The sequence below is a fragment of the Dietzia sp. IBK-p2-16D genome, from assembly GCF_057773085.1.
Genome location: NZ_JBYMTL010000002.1, coordinates 259274 through 285103, shown reverse-complemented (window position 1 = coordinate 285103; position 25830 = coordinate 259274). Strand labels below are relative to the sequence as shown.

Here is a 25830-nt window from a genome sequence, read left to right as displayed (position 1 = left end):
CGCCCCGGGGCGGGTGCTGGTGATGTCGGAACCTGTAGATAGTGGCCCCCCGGGGGGCCCTCCGCCACCGCTGGCCACCCCCGGGCCTCACCAGCCGCCGAGTACCCGCTCGAGCCGCACCCCCGTGCCGTCCTCGTCCACGACCCGGACCCCGCCGTGCGACGCCGCGATCGCGGTCGTCTCCGGCGGGTGGTCTCCCCACTCCTGCTCGCGTGCCAACGCCCGCGAACTGCGAATTTCTGCCAGACGGTAACCCTCGTCGTCGTCCAGACCCACGCTCCCCATGGGTGGGCACAACGCGCGCAGGCGCCGCGCGTCGAGCTCCCCGAGCGCGCAGGGACGGAGGATGTCGACGAGGACGGGCGGACGACGACGAGGGCCCTGCCCCGATGTCCCGGGCCGCCACCACGGGCCACGCGGCCCGAGGGTCACCCGGGGGTCGGCGGCGAAGAGCTCGGCGATCACCGCGGCGTCGGATGTGGCGGGGTCGACGGTCACCGCCACGTCCGCCCAGGACAGCAGGGAGATGCAGGTCGCGGCCGCGGAGCCGGTCCCGGCGAATTCGGGGCTACCGGCATGGATGTGGACCGCGATCGACGGCAGCCCGAAGATCCCGCCGGCCGGCCGGGTGAGCGGGGAGGCGATGAGCCCTGCCAGGAGGGCGGACTCGGCGTTCTTCTGCGCGAGCTGCCGGGCGTCGGCGCGTCCGGCCCAGTCGGGACCGTCGTGCCAGGCCACGGCGTCGGGCAGGTGCCGCAGTCGGCCGCCGGCCTGCTCGCAGCGCCAGGCCAGGTCCCAGTCCTCGCCGCCGTAGCCGACGATGTCCGGGTCGAACCCGCCGGCCAGCTCGTACAGGCGGCGGTGCAGACCGCACGCCGCCGACAGGACCCCCCGCCACAGATCGTCACCGCGGGTGAGATCCGCCGTCTCGTCGTAGAAGCTCGCAGGCCAGGCGGGGTCGGGGAGGATCTCGACCGGTTCGATCCCGGGCTCGGCCCCGGGCGTGGTGGGCGCGAATCGGCCGTACCGCCGGCGCCCCACCACCAGCAGGTCCGGGTCGCCCTCGAGCGCCGCGCAGATCGCGGCCACGTAGCCGGGCCCGGGGACGGTGTCGCCGTCGAGGAAGAGCAGGAGGTCGCCGTCGCCGGCACAGGCACCGAGGTGGCGTGCGGCCGAGGCGCGGAACCCGCGGTCGTCCTGGGTCACCACCGTGACCTCGGGCGGGACCACCGGCGGGGTGGGTGAGCCGTCGTCGGCGACGATGACCCTCACGGCGCATGCAGCACCCGGCGCGGTGTGCGCCGCGCCGCCGGACGCCCGCCCGTCGAGGCCGGTCTGGTGGCGCAGCGCCGCGAGAATCCGGTCGAGCATCGCCTGGTCCCGGTAGTACGGGATCACCACGTCCACACTCATCGCGGTGTCCGTCACGCGAGCCACCCCTCCCACGCCCGGCGGTACGCCCGCCCGAGCTCGGCCGTCCCCGACGGTGCCGCCTCGCGCCGTGTGGGGGACGGGTCGTCGAGGAGCCGTCGCAGGTCCTCCGCGAGATCGGCTCCGTCGGTCATCAGCAGGGAGCCGGGATGTCTGCGCTCCATCTCGCGCGTGTAGTCCGAGTCGTAGACCAGGGGCCGACGCCCGGACGCGGCCCACGTGTTGAGGGATCCCGACGCCGACACGTTCCGGAACAGGGCGACGGGCACGGTGACCTCGCCGAGGACGCGGGCGAGGTCGTCGTCGTCGATCCGTCCCGTCACCTCGGCCCGGGCGCCGGCCGCGCGGGCGGTCTCCAGGGCGGCCCGGACGTAGTCGTCGTGCCCCTCGGCGGCCTGCCCCAACAGACGTAGAGAGACGTGTCGGTCTCCCGCGGTGGCGAGCGCGGCGACGGCCTCGGCGACCACATCGACGGCCTTCCCGGGGTGCAGGAAACCGAACACACCCACCGAACGCTCGTCGGGGGCCAGATCGGCGGGCGGCGCGAGGTCGGGGACGGGCAGCGGGATGACCGCGTCGACGGCGATGTCCGCGTCCGCACAGAGGTGGCGCTCGTGCTCGGAGCTCACCACGACCAGCCCGGCGACGGCCGCCATGCGCTGGTAGGCGCGCGTCCGCCGACGGCACCGTTCGGCTCCCTCGGCGGGTTGGGGAACGTCGTGCAGGGTGATGCCCACGGGGTGGTCCCGTGCCAGACGCTCGACGGTTGATGCAGCGTCGTCGGGGTCGGCGCCGAACAGCGAGTCGGTGACGTGCAGGTACAGCGGCGATCCCCGGTGTGCCGCGAGCGCGCCCGCGAGCCCGGTCACGTCGGCGACCTCGAGCACCTCCGTCCCGGCCGCGCGGGCACAGTCCAGGGCGAACCGTGTCACGCCGTGGTCGGGCGGCCCCAGGGCGAGTGTGAGCGGGGCGATCGTCAGCGGCGCGCCCGCCTCACCCACGCGCGGGCCGCTCACCTCAGCCCCAGCATCTCGATGCGGGCGGCGTGTCGGCGCATCCCCTCGTCCACCACGCCGGGAGTGGCCGAGTACCAGTCGAGGTGGGCGTCGATGATCGCGCTGCTGGGCACGGGCGAGCCGTCGACCAGCCACTCGCCCGAGCGGGCTCCCGTCGCGGCGGCACGGCTCGGGACGGCACGGCTCGGGGCGGGCTCGCCGGCCGGCAGGCCGAGCGCGCGCTCGACGGCGGGCTCCACCGGGGCGCGGGTGGCGCCGAGGGGCTCGCGGTCGCCGATGCGGGGCGGGTCGGTGAGCAGGCCGGCGGGCAGTCGGTCGAGGATCCGGTCGAACACGGTCGCCAGGGTGTGCCGGTCGGGGTGGTTGATGGTGTGCCAGCGCGGGACGCCGTCGAGCAGATCCGAGGCGACCAGCGTCCCGTGTGCCTGCTCGCGCACGCGCAGCGCCTCCACCGACTCGCGGGCCGCGGCCGTCGCCTGCTCGGCGTTCGGCGACGCCTCGAGCACGGCCCGGTCACCGGTCGCGGCGGCGACGATCGCCCGCAGGTCGTGGTACGGCGCGATCGGCGGGACCAGCGACCGGTCACGGGGCGGGCGGATCAACACCTGGTACGGGTGCAGCCCGGCATATCGCAGCACCGGGACCAGCACGATCGTGGCCGAGGGCGGCAGCTGCGCGGCCAGCTGGCTGTGCCCGAGCGGCAGGTCGCGGTAGTCGTCGCGGACGGGTTGGACGATCAGCACATCCGTGCGGGCGAGGTCGGCGTGCAGGGACGGGATGTCGGCGGCCGTCATCTCGTACACCGGCCGGAGGTCGACCACCCCGACTTCGCCCGACGAGCGCAGCAGGTCGCGGTAGACGTCCGCCTGGCAGTTGCCGATCACCATGACGGTCGGCAGGTCGGAGGTGCTCACCGGGCCGAGGGTATGCAGGGGCTCAGGTGGCGGCAACCGGCGGGCGTGGCACGGTGGCGGGGTGAACTCTGGCTCCTGCCCGGCCCCGTCGCCGTCGATCCGCGTCCGCTCCGTGCCGGCCGGCCACGACTACGTCCGCCACGCGATCTCCCCCGCGGCCGGCGTCACGGTGCTCGCCGACCCCGTGCTGGATTCGGCCGAGCCCGCCCGGTGGTGGCCGCACCCGGCGCTCGAGGCCGCCGACCGCCCGGAGGTCCTCGACGATGCCGATCTCGTGCACGTGCACTTCGGCTACGAACACCGCACACCCGGGCAGATCGCCGACTTCGTCGCGACACTCCGGGCACGGGGCCTGCCGCTGGTGGTCACTGTCCACGACCTCACCAATCCGCACGAGCCCGATCCCGCCCGCCATCTCGAGCGCACCGGCCACCTCGTGCGCGGCGCCGACGCCGTGATCACGCTGACCACCGGCGCCGCGGCGGAGATCCGGGACCGGTGGGGCGTCGACGCGCAGGTCATCCCGCATCCCCGTCTCATGGCCGCCGAGGTCACCGAGCCGCACCGGGTCACGCGTCTCGGCGGCACTGACCGGACCGACCGCACCGGCCGGGTCGGCGCGGGCACCGCCCGGGGTCGACGAACCGTGGGCGTGGTGCTGGGTTCGCTGCGCGCGGGGGTGGCTGCGGAGGAGCTCCTGCCGCCGCTGACCGCCGCCCTGCCGGACGGCGCACGACTGACGGTGATGGTCCGCTCGGATGCCCTGACCGCCGCGCGCGATCCCGGGCATCCCCGGCACACAGCCGCGCTCGAGCTCGACCGGCTGGCACTCCACCCGGACGTCGAGGTCCGGGCGCACGGGCTCCTGTCCGACGCCGACCTCTGCGCGGCACTGGCCGAGTTCGACGCGCTCGTCCTGCCGCACCGCCACGGCACCCATTCGGGCTGGCTGGAGCTGTGCCGCGACCTGGGTCTACCGCCGGTCATCCCGCGGATCGGGTACCTGGCCGAGCAGTGGAACCCCGGCGCCCCCGATCCCGACCCAGCCGATCCCCACCCAGCCGGCTCCGACCCCCACGCACCCGGCTCCGCTGTCTACGACCCTGCCCACGTCACCGCCGAGGACCTGCGCCACGCCCTGGCCGCCGCCCTCGACGGCCCTGCGGTCCCCCCGCGTTCGCCCGAGTCCGAGGACGCCGCGGTCGCCGCCGCGCACGCCCTCGTCTACCGCGCCGCCCGGGCTCGCTTCTGACCACTCGGCGAGATCGGCCGGGCCGCCGCGAGGGCGTCGCCGCGACCGCGGAGCGAGCCCGGGGCCGTGTCAGGCCTCCTGGCGACGGACCATCTCGCCGATCCACTCCGGCGCATACGGCGAGGTGCAGTTCGGGGGAGTCGGGTAGTCGCGCAGCACGCCCAGGCGCTCTCCGATCGCCAGCGCGCGATCGCGATGCTCCGGGTGTTCGATCCCGATGTGCGCCAGGCAGGTGTTCATCTCCCACTGCAGCCTCGCGTGCGCACCCGCCATCTCGGCCTCGATCACGTCGAGCAGCGCGGACAGGTCCAGCCCCTCGGGCTTCTTGACCACCCGGTCGGCGGTGAGGGCCCAGCCGGCGGAGGCGACCACCGGGTCGGCATCGTCCAGCCACGCCACGCGCAGCTCCTCGGCGTGCGGCCCCTTCATCACCACATAACCCACCAGCCAGTCGTGGACCTTCCTGGTGCGGGCCTCACGCAGCATCGTGTCGAGCTCACCGGCGGAGAACTCCCTGGGCCGGCAGACGAGCAGCGCCAGCAACCGCGCGGCCGAATCGCCGGTGGCCCACAGGTCCAGTGCCAGGGGATGGTTCTTCTTCACCCGCTTGGCCACCGCGCGGAGCCTGGTGAGGTTGACCGCGTGATCGTCCCCGTGACGTTCGTTGACCTCCCGGATCCGCGCGTCCGCGAGGTCCGCGAGCTCGGCCATCACGTCATCGAGGGTGGGTGGTGTCGTCGTCGTCATATCCGTCTCCTCCTCCGCGCCCAGCGTCGGCGCCGTACGCACCTATACTCGCCGGGGTGCGCCTGTGGAGCATCGATCCCGTCCTGCTCGACCGCGCGGCGCTGGTCGCGGGGTGGCGTGAGGGGCTCCTGGCCCAGAAGGTACTCCGCGGACTGACCAAGGGCTATCGCAGTCATCCGCAGCTGGAACGCTTCCGCACCCTCGTCGACCCCGTCGCGGGGATCGCCACGTGGCTGCACGGGCTCGCCGACGCCGCCGACGTGCGCGGGTACCGCTTCGACCGCACCCGCGTCGTCCTCCCCGCCGGGCCGGAGCGACTCCCGCTCACCGACGGTCAGCTCGCGCTGGAGTGGGCGCACCTGCGGGCGAAGGTGATCGAGCGCGATCCGCCGTGGCTCGAGCGGCTCGATCGGTACGAGGCGACAGGGCCCCGCCCGCACCCGATGTTCGACCTGGTCCCGGGGCCGGTGGCCGCCTGGGAACGCGCACCCCTCCCGGAGGCCTGACGTGCCGAGACCGCCCGCCCGCGTGCCCCTGCCCGTGCTCGTCGCGCCCGCCGCGGCGTCCACGGCGCTGGCGTTGTGGCCGATCCGCCGGCCGTTCGTCGCCGCGACCGCGGGATGGGTGACGAGCCTGGCCGCACAGGAGCTCCCGCTGCACGTCGGCGCACTGGTCGGGGCGGTGGCCGCGCCCGTGCTCGCCCGCCGGGCCGCGAGTGCCTCGGACCGCCTCGGGGTGGGTATGGCCGCGCTGACCTGGGCGGGGCTGGGCGTGGTGGTCGCGCGGCACGTCGCCGCGCGGGACGCCCTGGACGGCGCGCTGCGGGAGTGTCCCGGTGCCGCGCGCGCGGACGGTGCGGACGTCGGCGGGTGCGGCGCCGGAGGATCCACGACGACGACGAGCTCCGCTCCCCTGCCCCGCACGCCGTGGCCGACGGTGCTGACCCGCCCGGTGCCGCTGCGGCCGCGGGGGGTGCGGGCCCGCCGGGGCATGGTCTACGGTCCGGACGCGGTGGCGAACCGGTTCGACCTCTACACCCGTGCGGACGACCTCGGCGAGGGTGCCGCCCGGGGAGTCCTGATCCACATCCACGGGGGACACTTCCGGGCGGGCGGCCCGAGCCGGGAGTCGCGGGCGATGCTCTTCGACCACGCAGCGCGGGGGTGGGCGGCCATCAGCACCACCTACCACCTGTCGCCCACGCCGGAGTCGGGGTTCCCGCAGCACCTCGTGGACATCAAACGACTCCTCCACTGGGTACGCACCGAGGGCCCGTCGCACGGCATCGGGCCCGATGCGCCGATCGTGGTGGCCGGCAGCTCTGCCGGGGCGCACCTCGCGATGATGACCGCCCTGACCGCCAACGACCCGCGGTTCCAGCCCGGGTTCGAGGCCGGCGACACCGCGGTCAACGGCGCGATCGGCCTGTACGGCTACTACGGCCGTCTGGGCGCGGAGACCAGGGACGTCTCCGACCCGGTACGTCACCCGGCCACCGGCGCCCCACCGGTCGCGATCATCCACGGCACCCATGACACCTACACCCCGGTGAAGGGTTCCCGGCGGCTCGTCCGGCACTTGCGCGCCGGGTCGACCAACCCGGTGATCTACGCGGAGCTCCACGGAGCCCAACACGGGTTCGACGCGGTGCGCTCGCCGCGTTACCTCGCGGTGGTCGAGGCGGTCGCGCGGTTCACCGACGGTCTGGCCTGATGGGCCCCGCAGACGGGCCATCCCAGGCGTAGTGTCGCCATCAACCGATGTAATCCCCGTAGCCGAGGAGACCCGATGCCGCTGACCGGCGAGTACGAGCCGAGCCCGAGCGAATGGGTGCGGATGCAGGTCGAGACATACGAGAAGACCGACGGGGCCGAGGGCGGCGACCTGGTCGGCATCCCCGTGATCATCGTGACCAGCGTCGGCCGCAAGTCCGGGAAGCTGCGCAAGACCCCGCTGATGCGTGTCGAGCACGAGGGGTCCTACGCGGCGGTCGCGTCCCAGGGCGGCGCTCCCACGCACCCGGTCTGGTACTGGAACATCACGGCCCACCCGCACGTCGAGGTCCGCGACAGGGACCGCGTCGGCGACTACACCGCGCGCGAGCTCAGTGGCGCCGAGCGCGACGAGTGGTGGGAGCGGGCGGTGGCGGTGTACCCCGATTACCGTGACTACCAGGAGAAGACCGACCGGACGATCCCCGTGTTCGTACTGGAGCCCCGCGATTAACCCCGGGGCGGATCTGCGCGCGGCGGCTGGAGTCCTCACGGAGTACTGCGCGAGATCCGGGAAGGCCACCGGATGAGCCGGATCGCCCTCGTCCTCGGGTGTGGCGGCACGATCGGCGGGGCGTGGATGATCGCCGCTCTGCACGCCCTGACGGAGCAGACCGGATTCGATCCCCGGGAGGCGGACGTCCTCCTCGGCACCTCCGCGGGCGCCGAGCTGATGACGATGCTGGCCGGCGGCATCGGCGTCGACGAACTCGTGGACATGCAGCGCGGACGAGCCTGCGATCCCCGGCTCCGGGAACACATCGCGTCCACCCCGCCGAGCCGCCCGCCACGTCCGCGGCTCCCGCTGCTCAACCCCGGCCTGCTCCGCACGCACTCCGGGCTGGCCGCCCTCACCGGCATCGCACCCACCGGCCGCGGCGACGCCTCGTGGCTGCAGCGGCTCGCCGAGGGGTTCGAGGTGGGCTCCTGGCTACCCCACCCCGGCGCCCGGATCGTCGCCTACGACGTCCGGGCCGGTGAGCGCGTCCTGTTCGGCGCCCCCGACTCGCCGATGGCGACCGTCGGCGAGGCACTACGCGCCTCCTGGGCGACCCCGGGGTGGATGCCGCCCGTCCCCATCGGCGACCGGATCTTCGTCGACGGCGGCATGGGCTCCACCGCCTCGGTCGACCTCATCTCCCCCGGCGACGCCGACCTCGTCTATGTCCTGGCCCCGATGGCGTCCGCGCCCGGTGTCCGCATCCCCGGGCCCGGAGGCGGCGTCGAGTACCGGATGATCCGCCGCCCGATGTCGACCGTCCTGCACGCGGAGATCGCCACCGCCCGCGCGCGCGGCACCACCGTCGTGCCGATCCTGCCCACCCCCGCCGACCTCGCGGGCCTGACCCCGAACTTCATGAACGGGTCCCGACGGGTGGCGGCGTTCGAGTCTTCCATGAGGACCGCCCCGCACACGGTCCGCGCCGCGCTGGAGGCGAACGGGGCCGACGTGTGACCCCGTCCGGCACTCACCCGCCCTCGTCCGCGCCGCGGGAGCCTCGGCTGGTGATCGTGGGGGCCGGGGTCGCCGGCATCACGGCCCTGCACGTCTTCCGCGAGCGGGGCTTCACCGACGTCACCGTGCTCGAGAAGGGGTCCGACGTCGGTGGGGTCTGGTACTGGAACCGCTACCCGGGCCTGACGTGCGACGTGCCCTCCCAGCTCTACCAGTTCCGGTTCGCACCGAAGCCCGACTGGACGCACGTGTGGGCCGACGGCCGCCAGATCCAGCGCTACCACCGCCGGGTCGTCGAGGACCTGGGCCTGGCCGGGCACATCCGGACCGACACCGAGGTCGTCACCGCCCACTGGGACGACGACGAGGCGACCTGGGAGCTGACGACCGCCGGGCCGGACGGCGAGATCATCACCGCGGACGTCGTCGTGTTCGCAACCGGGGTCCTGCACAACCCGTCCGTCCCCGAGATCCCGGGCCTGGAGGACTTCCGGGGCGAGGTCGTCCACACCGCACGCTGGCCGGACGGGCTCGACACCGCCGGCCGCCGCATCGCGGTGATCGGTACCGGCTCCACCGGCGTCCAGGTGGTCTCCGCGCTCATCGGTGAAGCGGGATCGGTCACGCACTACGCCCGCACGCCCCAGTGGGTCCTGTGGGCCCCGATGGGGATGCGTCAACTCGCCGTCGTCGGCTCGGTACTGCGACGGTTCCCCACCGCCCACCGCGCGCTGTACGCCGCGCTGCAGTGGGGATCCGGCATCGTCGCCGACGTGACGATCAGACAATCGTGGCGGCGCCGCACCGTGCAGGCTCTCGCCCGGTTGTCTCTCCGTCTGCAGGTGGGCGATCCCGACCTGCGCGCCCGACTCACTCCCGACGACGAACCACTGTGCAAGCGGCAGGTGGTCTCGGGGACCTACTACCGCGCCATCCAGCGGGCCAACGCCGCGCTCGTCACGGACGCGATCGCCGAGGTCACCCCGGACGGGATCCGCACCGCCGACGGCGTCGAGCGGCCCGCCGACGTGATCGTGCTGGCCACCGGCTTCCGCGCCCACGACTACATGCGCCCCATGGAGGTCGTCGGGCGCGACGGCCGCACCCTGGAGCGCGAGTGGGCCGACGGGCCGCGTGCCTACCGGATGACCGCCGTCCCGGGCTTCCCCAACGCGTTCACCGTGCTGGGGCCCAACTCCCCCACGGGCTCGATCTCACTGCAGCACACCGCCGAGCTCACCGCCCGGTACATCGCCCACTGGCTCGACCTCCTCCGCGACGGCTCGATCCGGACGGTCGAGGTGACCGACGAGGCGACCGCGGAGTTCACCGTCGACGTCGCGGGGGCGATGGGGCCGACGGTCTGGAACACCGGTTGTCGCTCCTGGTACTTCCACGACGGCGGCACGATCGACCTGTTCCCCTTCGACCGGGCGCGGCTCGCGGAGCTGCTCCGGACGCCGGACCACTCGCACTTCCGGGTGACCGGTTAGCGTGCAGCGCGCCTGGTCTCCGGCCGGGTCCCGTCGCCCAGATCCGGCCGGGGCAGCCGACGACCCGGATCCGCGAGCCCCACGACGTGACCGTCGGCCGACAGCCGGCGCATCGCCTCGAGCAGCATCCGCCGAGCGCTGGAGTTGACCGACGACACCCGACTGAGGTCGAGGGTCACCTCGCCCGGCCCCTCCGGGATCTCGGCGAGCCGCCGCAGGACCTGCTCCGCACTCGCGAACGTCATGGGCCCCTGGAGCCGGAAGGTGCGTCGTCCGGTGACCTCGTCGAACCGCACCGATCGGACGGCCTCGACCTCCGTGACCGTGGTGTTCATCAGGTGCAACTCGAGATCGTGGGACAGCCGCTCGAAGGTCCGCACCCCCTCCACGCTGTGGCCGTGCTCGTCGAGCCGTGGGGAGAAGACCCCGAGCCCGACCTGCCCCGGGAGCGCACCGAAGATCCCGCCGGACACCCCGCTCTTGGCGGGGATCCCCACGGTGGACATCCAGTCCCCGGCGGCGTCGTACATCCCGCACGTGGCCATCACGGCGAGCACCTGCCGCGCGACCGGGGCCGAGACCACCCGTTCCTTGGTCACCGGGTTGATGCCCCCGGTCGCCAGCGTCACCGCCATCACCGCCAGGTCCCGCACAGTCACCCGGTAGGCGCACTGCCGGGTGTACCCCCGCACCGCCGAGTCGGGGTCCTCCTCGATGATGCCGCCGGCCCGCACCAGGTTGGCCATGGCCCGGTTACGGAACGCGGTGCGCAGTTCGGAGTCCAACACCGCGCTGTCGACCTCGAGGGGCCGGCCCGCGAACGACGAGAGCCCCTCGAACAACGCCCGGTCCCGCTCGGCCTCGGTCGCGCCCTCCGGCCCCACGAGGGTGTGCGTGGTGATGGCCCCGATGTTGATCATCGGGTTGCGCGGTCGACCGGTCTCCCTGTCCAGGGAGATCTGGTTGAACGCGTCGCCGGACGGCTCGACCTCGACCTTCTCCAGCACGGCCTCGATACCCCGATCGCGCAACGCCAGTGCGTACACGAACGGCTTGCTCATCGACTGGATCGTGAACTCGGCGTCCGCGTCCCCGGCGGTGTAGACGATGCCGTCCATCGTGCAGGCCGCGACCGCGAACCGGTTCGGGTCCACGGCCGCGAGTTCGGGGATGTAGTCGGCGAGCCGGCCGTCGTCGCCGTTCGAGCAGGCGTCACGGATCTCGAGCAGATAGTCAGGTACCGGCGTCTTCACGTCACCAGCGTGTCATGCCGGACGGTCAGTGGTCGTGATGGTCGTCCGCCTTGGTCGGGTGGACGGTGCCGTGCTCGTGCTCCGGCGGGCCGTACAGCGAGTACACCTTGAGGTCGTCCTCACCGATGTTGGTGACGTTGTGCCAGCTCCCGGCGGGTACGAGGATGGCCCAGTCGTCGGAGACCTCGCGGACGAAGTCGAGCTGGTCCTTCGCCGGGCCCATCTCGACCCGGCCCCTGCCCGCCTCGACGCGCAGGAACTGGTCGTGGTCGTCGTGCACCTCGAGACCGATGTCGTCCCCGGGCTTGATGCTCATGACGGTGAGCTGCATGTGAGATCCCGTCCACAACGTGGTCCGGTAGGTGTCGTTGTCGAGGGTGGCGTCCTCGATGTCGACGACGAACGGGTTCGGACCCTGGTCGGTGGGGCTCATCGATGCTCCTGCTTTCCGTAGACGGGTGTAGAAGGTGGCCGGTGGCCGATGTTCCCCTCCGAGTTTCGACGACTCCCCGAATGCGTGCAACCACGGGCGCCGCGCCCGGGCCGGCTCATCGGCGACCGGTCACGTCGTGTCGTACCGCTTGAGGTCGCTGGTCGCCGGGCCCTCGATGAGCTCACCGCACGCAGAGAAGCGGGACCCGTGCCACGGACAGTCCCACGACCGCTCCACGTCGTTCCACGTCAGTGCGGCTCCCATGTGCGGGCACAGCAGGCCGACACGGCAGGTCTCGCCGTCGTCGCCCGTCGCCTCCCCGATCGGTCGGAGGGTCGGCCGTGGCCTGCGCACCGCCGCCTGCGCCGCGGTGGCCGCCAACTGCACCGGTACGTCCGCGAACAACGGGACGGCGTTCTTCGCGATGCCCATGATGGTCGGCTTGCCGAACGACACCCGCGGGTCCACGCCCTCGAGTCGGTCGACCATGATCCCGGCCGCCGCCGGCGCGCCCGTGAGGCCCCACTTGCTGTACCCGCCGGCGAAGTGCACGCGCCCCCTGCCCCACGGCAGGGGCCCGGACTTGGGCAGCATCGTCACGGGGTGGAAGTCCTGCGCCGACCAGCCGTGGGTCATCGTCGCGCCGGGGAAGTACTTCTCCGCGTACTCCCGTAGCGAGTCGATCTTGGACGCGGTCCCCGTGGCCGTGCCGGTGCGGTGGCCGTTGCCGCCCACGAACAGCACCTCCCCACCGGGCGTGGGTACCGTCCGCAGCGAGCGGACCGGGCTCTCGACCGAGCCGTACATCCCCTCCGGCAGTCCGCCGGAGTACTCGAACGCGCAGAGGTAGGACCGCTCGGGTTCCATCGTCGCCACGGTCGGGCCGCGGTCCAGGGCCGGCGAGGCGGTCGCCAACACGACGTCGCGGGTGGTCATCGTGCCCGGATGGGCGGTGACCTCGACGAACGCGTCCTCGCCGGTCCCCTGCGCCTTCAGTCCGGTGACGCGGGCGTGCTCGACGATCCGCACCCCCAGAGCCGTGGCCGCCCGGACCAACGCCGCGAGCGCCTCCATTGGGTCGATCTGCAGCTGATCCGGCAGTTCCACGGCCGACCGGGCCGGGAACGGGACGTCCACGTGGTCGTACCAGCGCGCGGGCAGGCCCAGGTCGACGAGGGTCTTCATCTCCTTGCGCAGGGTGGAGGTGCCCCTGCGTCCCTTGGAGAACGTCACCGCGCGGCGGCGCTGCGAGTCGACGCCGTGGGTCTCGCAGAAGTCGGCCCACCAGTCGAGTCCGTAGCGGTTGGCGTCGGCGTACGCGCGCGCCGTCTCCAGTCCGTGCTTGGAGCGGATGCTCGACAACCGCGTGCCCTGGAGGACCGAGACCTTGGCCGTGGTCGCGCCGCTCGCGCCCGCGCCCACCGTGTGCGCCTCCAGAACCACCACCGACTTACCGCGCGCGGCGGCCATCAGCGCCGTGATCAGGCCGGTGAACCCGGCGCCCGCGATCACCAGGTCGACGTGCTCGCCGTCCGGGAACTCGTGCGCCGGGGGATCGATCGTCGTGCGTCGCCAGAAAGATGTGCCCATCGTGCGTCTCCTATGCGTGCTCGCCGCGGATGTCGCTGGCGCTCACTGTAGGACCGCACGGCGGTGTCCGCACCCGCTCGTGGAGGCGGCTCGACGCGGCCGGCCGGGCTACTTCGCGGTGAACCCCGCGTCGACCGGCAGGGTGACTCCCGTGATGTGGCGACCCGACTCCTCCACCAGGTAGAGCACGGCCCGCGAGATGTCGATGGGCTCGAGCATCGGGACGGGCAGGGCGTTGCCCATCGTGTGGCCCTCGGGGTTGTTCGCGAACCACCTGGCCATCTCGTCGTGCGCCACCATCGCCGTCAGGATTCCGGCCGGGTGGATCGTGTTGATCCGGATGTTGTGCGGCGCGAGCCAGATCATGAAGCTGCGCATGAGCCCCACCACCCCGTGCTTGCTGGCGGTGTACCCCGTGGCCGCGCCGGACCCGTCGCCTCCCCGCCCGGACAAGCCGTTGGTCGACGAGATGAGGACGATCGACCCGCCCTCCCCGCGCTCGATCATCAGCGGCGCGATCGCGTGGACCGTGTTCCACACCCCCACGAGGTTCACCATGATGGTGTCCACGAACGCCCGGTGGGGGTCCGGCTCCTCGCCGCGCTGCGAGTTGATCCCCGCGTTGGCCACCACGATGTCCGGCACGCCGAAGCGCTCCCGGCAGGCGTCGACCGCCGCCGCGACGTCCGCCGGTTCACGCACGTCGCCCGTCACCGCGACGATCTCGCCGCCGACCGCCTCGACCTCGGCGACCGTCTGCTGCAGGTCGTCGGCGGTGGCCAGCCCGTACGGCACGGTCTCGATGTCCTCGCAGATGTCGAGAGCGAGGATGCGCGCGCCCCGCCGGGCGAGCTCCACCGCGTGACTGCGGCCCTGACCCCGCGCCGCGCCGGTGATGAAGGCGACCTTGCCCGCCAGTGACTGCTCGTGCCCCATGTGTGTCCCGCTCCCCGGTCCGACGTGTCGTGTGAGTTGACTACCGTCAGGATTCAAGCACCGCCGGGGCCCGAGTGGTCGGCGTTCCTCCGGATCCGAGCCGCTCCAGCACTTGTCGGAGCTCCACCGCGAACGCGGCCGCGTCGCGGGACGAGAGCCGCGAGTAGCTCAGCACCAGCCCGGACAGGGCATGCTGCGCGGACTGCCCGCTGAGAGACCGAGTGCGCCACCCGGCCCGCTCGAGCTCACGCACCACCTCGTCGTCGTCATACCCCGGCAGCACCACGCACAGGTGCAGGCCCGCCTCCACGCCCGTGACCTCGAGGTCCGGGAGTTCCCGGCGCAGCGCCGCCACGAGCCGCCAGCGGCGATCGCTGTACACGCGCGCCGCCCGCGCCAGGTGCCGGTCCATCGCGCCGGAGGCGATGAACGCGCCCAACGCCTCGGCGGGCAGTGTCGACGGGCCCCGCCGGTGGACCGCGAGCCAGCGTTCGACCTCACGTCGCATCGCCGCCGGCGGCAGGCACCACGCCACGCGCAGGTCCGGGGCCACGGATTTGGAGGAGGTGCCCACGTAGGCGACGTGATCGGTGGCGGCGGGGAGGCTGACCAGCGCGGGCAGGGGGGCGACGCCGTAGCGGAACTCGCCGTCGTAGTCGTCCTCGATCACCAGCGACCCGGTCCGCCGTGCCCATTCCACCAGCGCGACCCGGCGGTCCACGCTCATGCGGTGGCCGAGCGGGAAGTGGTGCGCGGGGGTGGTGAACACGATCGCCGGCTCCGACCCCAGCAGCGCCGCGTCGAGACCGCCGGGCCGCGCGGGATGGAACCGCACCTCCAGGCCCTGCTCACGGGCCATGAGCACCGCACCGCGGTAGCCGGGGTCCTCGGTGTGGAACCGCACGGTCCCGCCCCCGGCCCGCCCGTGCTGCCCGGCGACGAACGCCGCACACAGGGCCGCGATCGCCGACCGCGAACTGTCGAACAGCACCGGGTCGCCCGCGGCGATGCCCCGGTGTCGGCGCAGATGTCGCGCCAACGCGGTGCGCAGCGACGGACTCGGCTCCTCCCACGGGTTCAGACCCGCCAGGCCCTGCGCCGCGGCGACGCGCACCGCCGACCGCCAGGCACGATCGTCGACGAGGGAGACGTCGGGGATCCCGGGACGGAGATCGCGCGGTGACCGGCCGTGACGGGGTTCGGGGACCGGTGTCGAGGGTGAGGACGCCCGCGCGGACGCCCGCGGTGACGACCGCGGGGACGACCGTGACGACGACGACGACGACGAGGTGCGGCCCCCTCCGCGCGTCCGCGCCCCGGCCCGTGCCGCCTGACCGGCTCCGGCAGCGACCCGGGTGCCCGATCCCTGGGTGGAGTCGACGAAGCCGGCCGCGGACAATTCGTCGAAGGCACGAACCACGGTCCCGCGGGAGAGTCCGGTCTGCTCGGCGAGCGCGCGCGTGGAGGGCAGCCTGTCGCCGTCGGCCACGGACCCGTCGGCGACCAGGTCGATGATCGCGTCCGCCAGTTCCGCAGCCCCCGACACCTCGCCCACCACCAGTGATCCGGGACGAGCGGTACGGGCCATGGGCCGAGGGTAGTCCACGCCGCCGGAAAGTGGTCTCTCGAAATTGCGCGAAATGGACCTTCCGGGTGCTCCACTTCCGGGGTGGGATGGTCCCCATGACGACCTACCGCCAATCCCGACGCCTGCGCGACGTACGCTACGACGTGCGAGGCCCGATCCTCACCGAGGCGATGCGCCTCGAGGCCGAGGGCCACGAGATCCTGCGCCTCAACCTGGGCAACATGCAGCCCTTCGGGTTGACCGCCCGACCGGAGCTCGTCGACGCGGTGGCGGCGGGACTCGCCGCCGGTCAGGCCTACTCCGACTCCCGCGGCATCCCCGCCGCCCGCGAGGCCGTGTCGGACTACTACCGCCGGCACGGGATCGGCGGCGTCTCGCCCGAGAACGTCTTCCTCGGCAACGGCGTGAGCGAGCTCATCACGCTGGTCCTGCAGGCCATGGTCGACCCCGGCGACGAGATCCTGGTCCCCGCCCCGGACTACCCCACCTGGACCGGGGCCGTGAACCTCACCGGAGGCGTGCCCGTGCACTACCTCGCCGACGAGTCCGACGGCTGGAACCCGTCGCTCGAGGACGTCGAATCGAAGGTCACCCCACGCACCACCGCCCTGGTGATGATCAACCCCAACAACCCCACGGGCGCGGTGTACAGCGAAGACACCGTCCGGGGAATGGCCGACATCGCGCGTCGCCACGGGCTCATCCTGCTGTCCGACGAGATCTACGAGAAGGTCCTCTTCGGCGACGCCCGCCACCACCACGCCGCGCGGGCCGCCGGCGACGACGTGTTGTGCCTGACCTTCGGAGGATTGTCCAAGGCGTACCGGGTGTGCGGATACCGGGCCGGTTGGGTGGTCGCGACCGGGCCGGTCGCCGACGCCGCGGACCTGCTCGAGGGACTCACCCTGCTGTCCAACATGCGGGTCTGCCCCGGCGTCCCCGCACAGCACGCGATCCCCGTCGCCCTGGCCGAGGACTCAGCGTGGGGCCACGACGTGGTGGACCCAGACGGCCGACTCGAACGGCAGCTGGCCATGACCACCGAGCGCCTCAACGCGATCCCCGGCGTGAGCTGCGTGGCACCGCGGGGCGCGCTGTACTGCTTCCCGCGCCTGGACCGTGAGATGTTCGGCATCTCGAGCGACGAGGAGTTCGTCCTGGACCTCCTGCGCTCCGAGCACGTCCTGGTCACCCACGGCACGGGCTTCAACTGGCCCGAACCCGACCACTTCCGCATCGTGTGCCTACCGGAGGCGCCGGTGCTCGACCGGGCGCTCGACGCGATCGCCCGACACCTGGACCGTCGACGCCTGGCTGCCGCCTGACCTGCTCTCCCCCTCGACTCCGTCGACTCCCTCGACTCCCTCGACCCCGTCGAAAAGACAGTTCCGCACACATCGCGCGAGAGGCGGGTGTGCGGAACTGTCTTCTCGACGGGCGTGGGCGGGGGGCTCCGCCAGGGTCAGCCTGAACCGCGTCGGGGACCGCCAGGAGCGGTATCACGTTGGTATCATCGCGGCATGGCTATGACACTTCGGCTCAGCGACGACGACGAGCGCCTCCTCGCCGCACTCGCCGAGGCCGAAGGCGTCAGCAAACACGAGGCCACGCTCCGAGCGATCCGATTCGCAGCCGAGCGCACCGCGCATCGCGAGCAGGTTCGGCGGGCCTCCGCGGACAACCGTCAGCGCTACGCGGATCTGCTGGACCGCCTCGGTCGATGACCCACTACCTCGACGTCGAGGACCTCATGGCCCTGGTCGACGATCTCGGCGTGGGGCCCGTACGCGACGTCGGCCTCCTCGACTCTGCCGCCCATCGCCCCTCGTCGTGGATCCTCGGACAGGAGTCCTACGAAGGACTCGACCTCAAGGCCGCAGTACTGCTGCATGCCATCGTCTCGAATCATCCGCTCGTGGACGGGAACAGGCGACTGGGGTGGCTCGCGGTCGCCGTGTTCTACCAGATCAACGGTGTCATCCTCGACGCTCCGGACGATCCCGCCTACGACCTCGTCATCTCGGTGGCCGACGGGTCCGGCGACCCGTCGAGTGTCGCGACGAGCCTGGCCGAATGGACGCGCCCGGCTCGCTGACCCCGTCTCGACGAGAAGACGGTTCCGCACACATCGCGCGAGAGGCGGGTGTGCGGAACTGTCTTCTCGATGGGCGGGCCGCGCCGAGACGAACGAGGCCCGCCGCGATGAACGCGGCCCGCCGCGGATCAGTTCTGGAGAGCCGGCTTGATGTGGTTCCAGCCGGGCGTGATGTAGTCGACGAACGTCTGCCACCCGTGGAGGCCTTCGTCGCCGTAATCCACGCGATGCGCGATGCCGTGGCGGTCGAGCTCGCGGGACAGGCTCTTGGCCCCCTCGATGACCCCCTTCTCCAGGACCAGCCCCTGCAGCATCGCGAAGTAGTCATCGCCGTAGTTGGCGCGATCCCCGTCGGACACCGCGGTGCCCCCGGTCGCGAAGTACACCGCGGTGCCCTCCAGACCCTCCACGTGGGAGATCGTGTCGTGGTACTTCCACAGTTCACTCCCGCGCGCGCCCCACATGTTGGTGGAATCGCCGCCGCGGCCGTCCACCGCACCGCGGATCGACTGGTAGCCCAGTTCGTCGGTGGTGGAGTAGTAACCGGAGAGACCCATGACCCCGGCATACCGTTCCGGATACGTGGCCGCCAGATGCATTGCGGCCTGCGCACCCATCGACGCGCCGGCGATGCCGTTCTTGCCGTTGTGCTTCGTTTCCCGGGTTGCCAGCTCCGCCTCGACCAGACCGGGCAGCTCCTCGGTCAGGAACGTCTCCCACTTGTTGTAGCCGAAGATCTCGTCCTCGCGCTGCCAGTCGGACCAGTACGTGGAGGGCCCTCCCGTGGGTGTCACCAGGTGGACGTTCTCCCCGGCCATGCGCGCGGGGAGGCTCCCGGCCCGCTTCCAGCCCGAGTTGCCTTCGACCGAGTCGACCCCGTCGAGGAGATACAACACGGGTGCCGGCCCCTCGTCCCTGACGCGGGACGGGAGCACCTCGAGAACGATCTCGCGTTGCATGGCTGCGGACGTGACGAGCCAGTGCTCGTACTCTCCGTGCCGGGTGATGCCGCGGAGTTCGACTGAGTCGATCGACTCGTCGCGCTCTCGCGGCGGGTTGGGGAGCTCCACGTATGACCCGGTGCCACCGAGCGGGATGTTGGTGGAGCCGGCCGACCCGAGGGACCCGAGTGTCGAGCCCAACGGAAGCGACCCGGTCGCCGACCCGATCAGCTCCACGTCCTCGAACCCCAGGGACGAGGTGTCGATGCCGCCGCCGATCTGGGCGGAGGCTGGGGCGGCGAACCCGAGGGCGATGGCGGCCGCGAGGGCGCTGGCGGTGGCGCGGCGACGGAGACGGGTGTTCATCAGGCTTCCCAGCTGTGAGTAGTGGTGATGCAGGAGCGGCCCTGCGCCCCGGAGTGGGGACGCAGGACCGCCTGTCTGGAAGGTGCTCAGGAACCGAGTGACCCGGACGAGCCCGCGGAGCCGGAGCCCGGGGATCCCGTCCCCGGATCGACGTCGTCGCCGTACAGGGCCGGCTCGATGTAGTCCCAGCCGGACTCGAAGTTCTTGAGGAAGTTCGGCCAGTTGTGCAGGCCGCTGGGGGCGTAGTCGATCTTCACATTGTCGATCCCGGCGCGGTCGAGCGACCGCTCGAACGCCTTGGTGCCCTCGAGGACGCCGCTCTCCAGCAGGAGACCGAGGAGCATGTTGAGCTCCCAACCCGGCTGCGTGCCGTAGTTGGCACGGTCGTTGTCATCGACCACGGGCGCGCCCGAGGACATGTACACCGCGGTATTCTCCAGGCCCTCCGGGTGCGAGATGGTGTCGTGACGCTTCCACTGCTCGCTACCGCGCGGGCCCCACAGGTTGCTCACGTCGCCGCCGCGCGTCTCGATCGTGCCGCGGATGGTCTGGTAGCCCAGCTCGTCCATGGTGGAGTAGTAGCCACTGAAGGACATGACGCCCTGGTAGAGCTCCGGGTAGGTGGCCGCGAGGTGCATGGCCGCCTGGCCGCCCATCGAGATGCCGCCGATGGCGTTCCTGCCGTTGGTGTTGAGCTGCTCGTCGACGATGGCGGGCAGCTCTTGGGTCAGGAACGTCTCCCACTTGTTGTAGCCGAGCCGCGGGTCCGCCTCGTTCCAGTCGGCGTAGTACGCGGCGAAGGCGCCGGTCGGGACGACGACGTGGACGTTCTCGGTGGCGAGACGCTCGTGGATCTTCGCCTGATGGTGCCAGCCGGAGTTGTACTCCGGGGCGTCGACGCCGTCGAGCATGTACAGGACCGGCGCGGAGCCCTCACCGGCGACCTTGGACTTCTTGACCTCGAGGATCACCTCGCGCTTCATGGCCGCCGAGGTCACCCGCCAGTACTCGTAGTCCCCATCGGTGGACTCGACCTCGATGAACTCGGAGGTCTCGATGTTCTCGTCGACCGGGCGAGGCGTGCCGATCGGGCTCGCGGAGCCGGTGAGCGGGAAGTCGGACGAGCCGAGCGACCCGACCGAACCGAGCGTGGAGCCGAGGGGCAGCGAACCGCTGACGCTGAGCAGGGCGTCGAATTCCGACGGGCTCAGCGAGGCGGGGTCCAGAGCATCCAACTGGGCGTAGGCGGGGGCGGTGGTCCCGAGGGTCAGGGCAACGGCGAGGGCGCCGGCGGTCGCAGCCGCGGCGCGGCGGAGTCCGAAGGACATGAAGCTCCAAATGTTGTAAGTAGTGACTTATTGAGCTTAATCGCCTCTCAGCTGAAATCGTTACTCGCGCGGCGTCGGTCACTACCCCCGCAGTGCCGCCTCGACCGCCCCACGCAGGTCCTCGGGCTTGCGGTTGGGCCCGAACCTCTCGATCACATGGCCGTCGCGGCCCACGAGGAACTTGGTGAAGTTCCACTTGATCCGACCTCCGAGCACCCCGGACTTCTCAGACTTGAGCCAGTCGTAGAGCGGGTGGGCGCCCGATCCGTTGACCTCGATCTTCGAGAACAGGGGGAATTCCACACCGAAGTTGCGCTCGCAGAACGCGCCGATCTCCTCGTCGGTGCCCGGTTCCTGGTGCGCGAACTGGTCGCACGGGAAACCCAGCACCACGAACCCCCGGTCGCGGAACTCGTCGTACAGCTCCTGCAGCCCCTTGTACTGCGGCGTGAATCCACACTTGCTCGCGGTGTTGACCACCAGGACGACCTGCCCGGCGTAGTCGGACAACTCCTTGCCGCTCCCGTCGAGCAGGCTCGCCCGGAAATCCGCGAGGGTGGTCTGGGCGTCGGGCATGGGAACTCCTCGTCGTCGTACCGACCCCGGTCGGCCGGCTCACCCCGCCATTGTCACCGTTCTCAGGCGCCGCGTGCGGGCGTACTCTGGCAGACCCGCGTGAGGAGTCCGCCGTGAGCCAGTTGATCTACACCGCATTCGTCTCCCTCGACGGCGTCGTGGAGGCCCCCGGCGGCGAGCCCGGGTACCGCAACACCGGGTGGTCGTTCGCAGTGGACTTCGACGAGGACGTCTACAGCCTCAAGGCCAGCGAGCAGGACGAGGCCGGGGCGATGCTGCTCGGCCGGGTCAGCTACCAGGCGTTCTCCGCCGTGTGGCCGCAGATGACCGACGAGTTCCCCCGCTACAACGCCATGCCGAAGTACGTGGTGTCCACGACGTTGGCCGAGGGCGACCTCGTGGAGGGATGGGGGACGACGACGATCCTGCGCGGCCTCGACGAGGTGGCGGCCCTCAAGCAGGCCGAGGGTGCGCCGATCCTGGTACACGGATCGGCGACACTGGCCCGGAACCTCTCCGACGCCGGGCTCATCGACCGCTATCACCTGCTGGTGTTCCCGTTCGTCCTCGGCGCCGGCAAACGCATGTGGAGCGACACCGACAAGCCCAGGCAGAAGCTGGCGTTGATCGAGAGCCAGGCGTACCCCAACGGCGTGCAGAAGCTGATCTACGACGTGGTCGGCTCCGACCCGGACGTCGAGGGCTAGCGGGCCGCGCCGCGGGACACCTCGGGCATCGTCACCGCCGACACCGCGCCGATCACCCCGAGCACCGCGAGGAAGACCAGCGCCCACTGCACGCCGATGACGGCGAGCGCCGAACTGATCCCGCCCACCACCAGCAGGATGACCCCCATGGCCGTGTTCCCCACCGCCACGTACGTCGTCCGCAGGTCGCCCTCGGCCACGTCCACGACGTAGGTCTTGCGGCCGACGCGGACACCGGAGTGCAGGAGCGTGAGCAGGAAGTAGGCACCGACGAAGACCGTCGCCCCGAGCGCGGACCCGCCATCGAAGCCCGGGAGCGCGACCGCGAGCACCAGGGCGACCGCCACGACCGACGCCGCCGTGGCCGCGCCCGCCATGAGCAGTCGGCTCGACCGGTCCGCCAGCCGCCCGAAGATGCGCCCCCCGATCAGCGACGCCACTCCGGAGGCGAGGATGAACCCGCCCAGCCCGGTCAGCGCGCCGGTGCCCGCCGCGACCGACATGGACACGATGAACGGCGGGCTCAGCGACGACACCAGCAGCAGGCCACGGACGGTGACGAACCTGCGGAACGTGGCGTCCTCGCGGAACAGGCGGGCCGCATCCGCGAACCACGAGGACGACCCGTCGCCGCCCTCGGCGTCCCCGCGGGGCCCCGGCTCGCCGGCCGGTTCGACCACCCGGGAGTACGTCGACGCCGAGAGCGCCCACAGCACCGCACCCGCGACCAGCAGCAGCGCCAACTCGGTGCTGTCCAGATCGCCGCCGCCGAGGATCCGGATCGCCAGGCCGAGCGTGATCGCGACCAGCCCCGCCGCGGACGTGGCCAGCCCGATGATCTGACCGCGCTCCCCCGACGGGATGGTGCGGCCCTGCACGTCCTTCGACGCGATCGAGCACAGACACCGGCCCAGGGAGAACACCACGAGCGCGGCCAGGATCCCGGCGCCCGCCGCCGTCCCGTGTCCGAGCGCGGCGATCGCGGCCATCACCGCCACCGACACCGCCTGCACCAGGGCGCCCGTGACGAAGACCCACTTCCGGCGACGCACCCGCACGACCAGCGGGGTGAGGAACGCCTGCGGCAGCATCGACCCGGACTCACGGATCGGCACCAGCAGACCCACGAACGCCGCCGGCACGCCGATCACGTGGAACAACCACGGCAACACCGTCGACGCGTTGACCGTCTGATCGCCCGAGGACTGCAGCGTATTGGCGGCGACGAGCCGCAGCCCGTTGCGCGGGAGTTCGCGGCGGACGGCGTCGGGCAGGTCGTGCTCCGAGTCGGCGTCGCGGGTGACGAGGCGGGAGTAGAAGCGGTCGGCGGTGGTCACCGTTCAGGAGAGTAGCGGCACGCCGCCCGCGGCACTCGGGCCACCTCCCAGGCCCGGGCAGACGACGACCGGCGCCGGGGGATCACCCCGGCGCCGGTCGTGTGCTCCGTCTGCGCGTCCGCCCGGATCAGGCGAGCGGGCCGCCGCAGTTCGGCCAGGCACCCGCGCCCTGGCCGGCGAGCACGCGCTCGCCGATCTCGATCTGCTGCTCGCGGGAGGCCTGGTCGGCCGTCGCGGCGTACTCGCCGCCGCCGTACCCGCTCCACGTCTGGGCCGCGAACTGCAGGCCGCCGTAGTAGCCGTTGCCGGTGTTGATGTGCCAGTCGCCACCGGACTCACACTGCGCGACCTGGTCCCAGGCGCTCGGCGTGGCCGCGTTCGCGGCCGGGGCGGCGAGTGACGCGCCCCCGGCGGCGATACCGCCGGCCATGATCGCGCCGGTCAGGGTTCGAACGAGCTTCTTCTGCATCCCTCGTGACCTCCTCAAGGTCTCGTGTCGTGCATGGACGCCGCAGGGCGTCTTCGACTATGTCGTCGGACAGCGGCCGACACTACGAACCGACCGGTGGGCCCTCGCAACCCCTCCGCGGGTCCGGGGCCGGTGCCGGGGCGCCGCTCCGGGTGGGCCGGGACCGCATCGTGGCAGGTCATCGCGCCGGTTCGGCAGATCCCGTGGTGGCGGGATCGGGCGCGTGAGATGGCTCACCTCGTCGTCGTCGACCCGCCTAGAGTCGGCTCCATGACCGAACACCGGGTGCACATCGACGGACGCACCGTGGCCGTGCACGAGTGCGGTGACCCGTCCGGCGTGCCGCTGATCCACTTCCACGGCACCCCGGGGTCGCGGCTGGAGACGGTGTTCGGGGCCGGGCTCGCCGAGCGGGCCGGCGTCCGGGTGATCGGGTTCGACCGCCCCGGGTACGGCCGGTCGGACGCGGGGCCGATCAGCCTGGCGGGCGTGTCGAGGGACGTCGAGGCGATCGCCGACCACCTGGGCCTGGGCACGTTCGCCGTGTCGGCGTGGTCGGGCGGCGGGGCGTTCGCGCTGGCCACGGCGGCCGCGCTCCCGGGGCGTGTGCTGCGGGTCGGGGTCGCCGGCGGCCTCGCGCCGTACGAGGGGCGGCCGGGTGCCCGCGAGTCGCTCACCCCGAATGACCTCGACGCGCTGTCCCACCTCCCCGGCGACCCGGCCCGGGCGGCGGAGGTGTTCCGGGACGGTAACGCCGCCTTCCTCGACGCGATGCTCTCGGTCCGAGACGACGAGGCGGCGCCCTGGGTCGACTGGATGTTCGCGGCCAGCGACCCGGCCGTGGTCGTGGACCCCGACGCCCGGCGGGCCCTGTTCGTCAACTTCCGCGAGGCGCTGCGCCGGGGCGCCGACGCGATCGCGTGGGACAACGTGGCGTTCGTGGGGCCCTGGGGTTTCCGGGTCGAGGACGTCGCCGCGCCGGTACTGCTCTGGTACGGCGACGACGACGAGATGGCCCCACCCGGACACGGGCGATGGCTCGCCTCGCATCTGGGCTCGGCCCACCTGACGGTCTACGCCGGCGAGGGGCATCTGCTGCCGCTGGCCCATTGGGACGAGATGCTGCGGGCGCTGACCGCATCCGCGTGACCTCGCAGTGATTGTGGGTGCACGCCCGCCGCGCGGCCAACATACTGGCCCCATGAGTGATTTCAGGAAGGGCGACCACGTCGAGTGGAACTCCGAGGCCGGGATGGTGCGCGGCGTGATCCGCGAGATCCACACCGAGGACGTCGAGTTCAAGGGGCGCATGCGGCGTTGCAGCACCGAGGAGCCGCAGTACGAGATCGAGAGCGACAAGACCGGTCACCTGGCCATGCACAAGGGCTCGGCGCTGCAAAAGATCGACTGACGGCGCGCGGCCGCACAACTGACCCATCAGAATGCGCCTGACCTGTGGGGTCCCGCGCGTCACGCGGAATCCGACAGGTCAGGTGGTCGGCGAGCCCGGGCGGGTCAGCCGGAGACGGCGGAGGCGAGATTGCCCAGCGAGTCCTCGAGCTGCTTCTCCGACACCAGCGGGAACGACACCTTCTTCAGCACGTCCTTGTCCGTCACCTTGGTCCAGTCGTAGGTGTGACGGACCAGCGTGGAGTCCGGGCCCTGCGGCTCGAGCTCCCAGACCCACTCCCAGCCCTTGGGGTCGGTGCCCGCGGGCGCGGTCTGCCAGGCCAGCAGCTTGTCCTTGGCGAAGCCGGTGACGTGGTTGTCGGTCCGGTACTCGCCGCCCATGTGCTCGCCCTCCATGTCCATGGAGAAGACGTCGCCGACCTGCTGGATCCGGTCCGACTTGTAGTCCCCCCGGACGAAGCCCGACCCGTCGAGGCGGGCGTGGTTCTCCGGATTGGACAGGAACTGGAAGATCTCGTCCGCCGAGTGGTCGATCACTCGCTCGACGGTGATGGCAGTGGATTCGCTCATGACCCCACCGTGCACCCCGCGGCGCCGGAACGCATCCGGTCGGGGCCCCGCTCCGAATTCACCGTGGGTTCATCCCGATCGCCCTGGTCCGACTGACTCGGGTGCCAGGATGGGGTATTGGTTCTCAGTTCATAGAGTGGAGTGGTCGCT

At 71.9% G+C, this 25830-nt stretch carries 27 protein-coding genes; 12 read left to right on the top strand and 15 right to left on the bottom strand.

The genetic code is table 11. The annotated features are described in order from the left end of the window. Nucleotides 1-87: 87 nt before the first annotated feature. The 3 genes from AC3DE3_RS05660 to AC3DE3_RS05650 are packed head-to-tail and all read right to left on the bottom strand — an operon-like array spanning nt 88 to nt 3361. Nucleotides 88-1428 carry a glycosyltransferase family 2 protein gene (locus AC3DE3_RS05660; protein WP_488369293.1) on the bottom strand — a complete coding sequence of 447 codons (1341 nt, stop codon included), beginning with the start codon at nt 1426-1428 and terminating at the stop codon, nt 88-90. Continuing rightward, nucleotides 1425-2447, bottom strand: coding sequence for a glycosyltransferase family protein (locus AC3DE3_RS05655; protein WP_488369292.1), 1023 nt, complete (start codon nt 2445-2447; stop codon nt 1425-1427). The genes AC3DE3_RS05660 and AC3DE3_RS05655 overlap by 4 nt, the downstream gene beginning before the upstream one ends. Then, entirely contained in the window at nt 2444-3361 is a 918-nt protein-coding gene (locus tag AC3DE3_RS05650; RefSeq protein WP_488369291.1) for a WcbI family polysaccharide biosynthesis putative acetyltransferase, read from the bottom strand. The genes AC3DE3_RS05655 and AC3DE3_RS05650 overlap by 4 nt, the downstream gene beginning before the upstream one ends. A 61-nt stretch (nt 3362-3422) precedes the next feature. Here AC3DE3_RS05650 and AC3DE3_RS05645 point away from each other — a divergent pair, with 61 nt between their 5' ends. Next, nucleotides 3423-4613, top strand: a complete 1191-nt coding sequence (locus AC3DE3_RS05645; RefSeq protein ID WP_488369290.1) for a glycosyltransferase — start codon at nt 3423-3425, stop codon at nt 4611-4613. Nucleotides 4614-4682: 69 nt separating this feature from the next. On the opposite strand, the gene AC3DE3_RS05640 is transcribed toward AC3DE3_RS05645, so the two are convergent. After that, nucleotides 4683-5360, bottom strand: coding sequence for a DNA alkylation repair protein (locus AC3DE3_RS05640; RefSeq protein WP_488369289.1), 678 nt, complete (start codon nt 5358-5360; stop codon nt 4683-4685). A gap of 56 nt (nt 5361-5416) precedes the next feature. On the opposite strand from AC3DE3_RS05640, the gene AC3DE3_RS05635 reads away from it, so the two are divergent. From AC3DE3_RS05635 to AC3DE3_RS05615, 5 genes are all read left to right on the top strand, one after another. Then, on the top strand, nt 5417-5866 hold the full coding sequence (locus AC3DE3_RS05635; protein WP_260485975.1) for a pyrimidine dimer DNA glycosylase/endonuclease V: 450 nt from the start codon (nt 5417-5419) through the stop codon (nt 5864-5866). Nucleotide 5867: 1 nt separating this feature from the next. Continuing rightward, a complete protein-coding gene (locus AC3DE3_RS05630; protein WP_488369288.1) occupies nt 5868-7073 on the top strand; it encodes an alpha/beta hydrolase in 1206 nt (401 codons plus the stop codon). A gap of 75 nt (nt 7074-7148) precedes the next feature. Next, a complete protein-coding gene (locus AC3DE3_RS05625) occupies nt 7149-7586 on the top strand; it encodes a nitroreductase family deazaflavin-dependent oxidoreductase (RefSeq protein ID WP_260485977.1) in 438 nt (145 codons plus the stop codon). 72 nt (nt 7587-7658) lie between these two features. Continuing rightward, nucleotides 7659-8588: a patatin-like phospholipase family protein gene (locus tag AC3DE3_RS05620; protein WP_488369287.1), complete on the top strand. Its 930-nt coding sequence runs from the start codon at nt 7659-7661 to the stop codon at nt 8586-8588. A gap of 50 nt (nt 8589-8638) precedes the next feature. Continuing rightward, a complete protein-coding gene (locus AC3DE3_RS05615) occupies nt 8639-10081 on the top strand; it encodes a flavin-containing monooxygenase (RefSeq protein ID WP_488369286.1) in 1443 nt (480 codons plus the stop codon). On the opposite strand, the gene AC3DE3_RS05610 is transcribed toward AC3DE3_RS05615, so the two are convergent. The 5 genes from AC3DE3_RS05610 to AC3DE3_RS05590 form a co-directional block, all read right to left on the bottom strand. Continuing rightward, complete coding sequence (locus AC3DE3_RS05610; RefSeq protein WP_488369285.1) at nt 10078-11334, bottom strand: glutaminase; 1257 nt, start codon at nt 11332-11334, stop codon at nt 10078-10080. The genes AC3DE3_RS05615 and AC3DE3_RS05610 overlap by 4 nt on opposite strands. A 25-nt stretch (nt 11335-11359) precedes the next feature. Beyond that, on the bottom strand, nt 11360-11767 hold the full coding sequence (locus AC3DE3_RS05605) for a cupin domain-containing protein (RefSeq protein WP_488369284.1): 408 nt from the start codon (nt 11765-11767) through the stop codon (nt 11360-11362). Between the two features lie 129 nt (nt 11768-11896). Beyond that, nucleotides 11897-13357: an FAD-dependent oxidoreductase gene (locus AC3DE3_RS05600; protein ID WP_488369283.1), complete on the bottom strand. Its 1461-nt coding sequence runs from the start codon at nt 13355-13357 to the stop codon at nt 11897-11899. Between the two features lie 108 nt (nt 13358-13465). After that, nucleotides 13466-14293: a mycofactocin-coupled SDR family oxidoreductase gene (locus AC3DE3_RS05595; protein WP_488369282.1), complete on the bottom strand. Its 828-nt coding sequence runs from the start codon at nt 14291-14293 to the stop codon at nt 13466-13468. 46 nt (nt 14294-14339) lie between these two features. Then, nucleotides 14340-15881, bottom strand: coding sequence for an aminotransferase-like domain-containing protein (locus AC3DE3_RS05590; protein WP_488369281.1), 1542 nt, complete (start codon nt 15879-15881; stop codon nt 14340-14342). A 95-nt stretch (nt 15882-15976) separates the two neighbouring features. Between AC3DE3_RS05590 and AC3DE3_RS05585 the strand changes: the two genes are divergently transcribed. The 3 genes from AC3DE3_RS05585 (at nt 15977) to AC3DE3_RS05575 (ending at nt 17976) form a co-directional block, all read left to right on the top strand. After that, nucleotides 15977-17206 carry a pyridoxal phosphate-dependent aminotransferase gene (locus AC3DE3_RS05585; RefSeq protein WP_488369280.1) on the top strand — a complete coding sequence of 410 codons (1230 nt, stop codon included), beginning with the start codon at nt 15977-15979 and terminating at the stop codon, nt 17204-17206. A gap of 195 nt (nt 17207-17401) precedes the next feature. Continuing rightward, nucleotides 17402-17605, top strand: coding sequence for a CopG family transcriptional regulator (locus AC3DE3_RS05580; protein WP_488369279.1), 204 nt, complete (start codon nt 17402-17404; stop codon nt 17603-17605). After that, nucleotides 17602-17976, top strand: a complete 375-nt coding sequence (locus AC3DE3_RS05575; protein ID WP_488369278.1) for a type II toxin-antitoxin system death-on-curing family toxin — start codon at nt 17602-17604, stop codon at nt 17974-17976. Before AC3DE3_RS05580 ends, AC3DE3_RS05575 begins: the two co-directional genes overlap by 4 nt. Before the next feature lie 128 nt (nt 17977-18104). Here the strand turns inward: AC3DE3_RS05575 and AC3DE3_RS05570 are convergent, their stop codons facing one another. From AC3DE3_RS05570 to AC3DE3_RS05560, 3 genes are all read right to left on the bottom strand, one after another. Further along, complete coding sequence (locus AC3DE3_RS05570; RefSeq protein ID WP_260485988.1) at nt 18105-19283, bottom strand: alpha/beta hydrolase; 1179 nt, start codon at nt 19281-19283, stop codon at nt 18105-18107. Between the two features lie 86 nt (nt 19284-19369). Further along, nucleotides 19370-20611, bottom strand: a complete 1242-nt coding sequence (locus AC3DE3_RS05565; protein WP_488369277.1) for an alpha/beta hydrolase — start codon at nt 20609-20611, stop codon at nt 19370-19372. 81 nt (nt 20612-20692) lie between these two features. Further along, nucleotides 20693-21187: a glutathione peroxidase gene (locus AC3DE3_RS05560; protein ID WP_488369276.1), complete on the bottom strand. Its 495-nt coding sequence runs from the start codon at nt 21185-21187 to the stop codon at nt 20693-20695. A gap of 113 nt (nt 21188-21300) precedes the next feature. Between AC3DE3_RS05560 and AC3DE3_RS05555 the strand changes: the two genes are divergently transcribed. Then, nucleotides 21301-21894, top strand: a complete 594-nt coding sequence (locus AC3DE3_RS05555; protein ID WP_488369275.1) for a dihydrofolate reductase family protein — start codon at nt 21301-21303, stop codon at nt 21892-21894. On the opposite strand, the gene AC3DE3_RS05550 is transcribed toward AC3DE3_RS05555, so the two are convergent. Both AC3DE3_RS05550 and AC3DE3_RS05545 read right to left on the bottom strand, forming a co-directional pair. Continuing rightward, entirely contained in the window at nt 21891-23231 is a 1341-nt protein-coding gene (locus AC3DE3_RS05550) for an MFS transporter (RefSeq protein WP_488369274.1), read from the bottom strand. The two genes, AC3DE3_RS05555 and AC3DE3_RS05550, sit on opposite strands and share 4 nt — an antisense overlap. A gap of 127 nt (nt 23232-23358) precedes the next feature. Continuing rightward, nucleotides 23359-23700, bottom strand: coding sequence for a transglycosylase family protein (locus AC3DE3_RS05545; RefSeq protein ID WP_312027409.1), 342 nt, complete (start codon nt 23698-23700; stop codon nt 23359-23361). A gap of 270 nt (nt 23701-23970) precedes the next feature. On the opposite strand from AC3DE3_RS05545, the gene AC3DE3_RS05540 reads away from it, so the two are divergent. Both AC3DE3_RS05540 and AC3DE3_RS05535 read left to right on the top strand, forming a co-directional pair. Beyond that, nucleotides 23971-24849, top strand: coding sequence for an alpha/beta fold hydrolase (locus AC3DE3_RS05540; RefSeq protein ID WP_488369273.1), 879 nt, complete (start codon nt 23971-23973; stop codon nt 24847-24849). 52 nt (nt 24850-24901) lie between these two features. Next, the gene (locus AC3DE3_RS05535) at nt 24902-25111 is read left to right on the top strand and encodes a hypervirulence associated TUDOR domain-containing protein (RefSeq protein WP_488369272.1); all 210 of its coding nucleotides are present in this window, start codon (nt 24902-24904) and stop codon (nt 25109-25111) included. A 104-nt stretch (nt 25112-25215) separates the two neighbouring features. Here the strand turns inward: AC3DE3_RS05535 and AC3DE3_RS05530 are convergent, their stop codons facing one another. Beyond that, nucleotides 25216-25680, bottom strand: a complete 465-nt coding sequence (locus tag AC3DE3_RS05530; RefSeq protein WP_488369271.1) for an SRPBCC family protein — start codon at nt 25678-25680, stop codon at nt 25216-25218. Nucleotides 25681-25830 lie beyond the last annotated feature (150 nt).

What these genes read in the sequence shown, in the direction of transcription:
- AC3DE3_RS05640 (WP_488369289.1), bottom strand. Translation starts at nt 5,360, where the DNA reads ATGACGACGACGACACCACCCACCCTCGATGACGTGATGGCCGAGCTC.
- AC3DE3_RS05625 (WP_260485977.1), top strand. Translation starts at nt 7,149, where the DNA reads ATGCCGCTGACCGGCGAGTACGAGCCGAGCCCGAGCGAATGGGTGCGG.
- AC3DE3_RS05620 (WP_488369287.1), top strand. Translation starts at nt 7,659, where the DNA reads ATGAGCCGGATCGCCCTCGTCCTCGGGTGTGGCGGCACGATCGGCGGG.
- AC3DE3_RS05605 (WP_488369284.1), bottom strand. Translation starts at nt 11,767, where the DNA reads ATGAGCCCCACCGACCAGGGTCCGAACCCGTTCGTCGTCGACATCGAG.
- AC3DE3_RS05600 (WP_488369283.1), bottom strand. Translation starts at nt 13,357, where the DNA reads ATGGGCACATCTTTCTGGCGACGCACGACGATCGATCCCCCGGCGCAC.
- AC3DE3_RS05595 (WP_488369282.1), bottom strand. Translation starts at nt 14,293, where the DNA reads ATGGGGCACGAGCAGTCACTGGCGGGCAAGGTCGCCTTCATCACCGGC.
- AC3DE3_RS05590 (WP_488369281.1), bottom strand. Translation starts at nt 15,881, where the DNA reads ATGGCCCGTACCGCTCGTCCCGGATCACTGGTGGTGGGCGAGGTGTCG.
- AC3DE3_RS05585 (WP_488369280.1), top strand. Translation starts at nt 15,977, where the DNA reads ATGACGACCTACCGCCAATCCCGACGCCTGCGCGACGTACGCTACGAC.
- AC3DE3_RS05580 (WP_488369279.1), top strand. Translation starts at nt 17,402, where the DNA reads ATGGCTATGACACTTCGGCTCAGCGACGACGACGAGCGCCTCCTCGCC.
- AC3DE3_RS05575 (WP_488369278.1), top strand. Translation starts at nt 17,602, where the DNA reads ATGACCCACTACCTCGACGTCGAGGACCTCATGGCCCTGGTCGACGAT.
- AC3DE3_RS05570 (WP_260485988.1), bottom strand. Translation starts at nt 19,283, where the DNA reads ATGAACACCCGTCTCCGTCGCCGCGCCACCGCCAGCGCCCTCGCGGCC.
- AC3DE3_RS05565 (WP_488369277.1), bottom strand. Translation starts at nt 20,611, where the DNA reads ATGTCCTTCGGACTCCGCCGCGCCGCGGCTGCGACCGCCGGCGCCCTC.
- AC3DE3_RS05560 (WP_488369276.1), bottom strand. Translation starts at nt 21,187, where the DNA reads ATGCCCGACGCCCAGACCACCCTCGCGGATTTCCGGGCGAGCCTGCTC.
- AC3DE3_RS05545 (WP_312027409.1), bottom strand. Translation starts at nt 23,700, where the DNA reads ATGCAGAAGAAGCTCGTTCGAACCCTGACCGGCGCGATCATGGCCGGC.
- AC3DE3_RS05540 (WP_488369273.1), top strand. Translation starts at nt 23,971, where the DNA reads ATGACCGAACACCGGGTGCACATCGACGGACGCACCGTGGCCGTGCAC.
- AC3DE3_RS05535 (WP_488369272.1), top strand. Translation starts at nt 24,902, where the DNA reads ATGAGTGATTTCAGGAAGGGCGACCACGTCGAGTGGAACTCCGAGGCC.
- AC3DE3_RS05530 (WP_488369271.1), bottom strand. Translation starts at nt 25,680, where the DNA reads ATGAGCGAATCCACTGCCATCACCGTCGAGCGAGTGATCGACCACTCG.